General features: G+C 42.0%; 1 pseudogene. It reads right to left on the bottom strand.

Annotated features, from left to right (window positions below):
- Positions 1 to 816 (bottom strand): annotated as a pseudogene (locus tag N8L33_RS09905) (hypothetical protein); the annotation flags it as partial.

Below are 816 nucleotides of genomic sequence, written 5' to 3'. Positions count from 1 at the left end.
TGTTACTGTGATTGTTGTTCCATCTTCTCCTGGAATTTCTACCTTAGTTCCTGGTGGGTATGTTGAGCCATCTGGTTTCTTCGGTGTTACAATCGCATTTCCATTTGGTTGTTGAGTAATTTCAATCTTACCTGGTTTTTCAGTTACTGGTGTTTCTGGTGTTACCTTAGCTGGAGTTATTACATTAGGAACTTCCACAGCTGGTTTACCTGGTTCTATAATCTTACCTGTTCCTGGGACATCTTTCTTAGGAAGGTTGTCATTTGGTACTTTACCTTTACCGTCTTCACCGATTGTTACTGTGATTGGACCATTTTCACCTGGGATTTCTACCTTAGTTCCTGGTGGGTATGTTGAGCCATCTGGTTTCTTAGGTGTGACTGTAACGTCACCTGTCTCAGGATCTCGTTCCACATCTAATGTTGGTGTCTTACGAGCTGGTGTTGTCACATCCACTGGTTGTGATGGTTTCTTATTCGGTTCTGTGACTGTTCCTTTTCCTGGCAAGTCTCCTTTTGGAAGCTTGTCATTTGGTACTTCACCTGAACCATTGTCACCAACTGTTACTGTGATTGTTGTTCCATCTTCTCCTGGAATTTCTACCTTAGTTCCTGGTGGGTATGTTGAGCCATCTGGTTTCTTCGGTGTTACAATCGCATTTCCATTTGGTTGTTGAGTAATTTCAATCTTACCTGGTTTTTCAGTTACTGGTGTTTCTGGTGTTACCTTAGCTGGAGTTATTACATTAGGAACTTCCACAGCTGGTTTACCTGGTTCTATAATCTTACCTGTTCCTGGGACATCTTTCTTAGGAAG

The sequence above is a fragment of the Streptococcus mitis genome, assembly GCF_946188695.1.
Lineage (GTDB): Bacteria > Bacillota > Bacilli > Lactobacillales > Streptococcaceae > Streptococcus > Streptococcus mitis_DF.
This window is presented reverse-complemented; position numbering and strand designations above follow the sequence as displayed.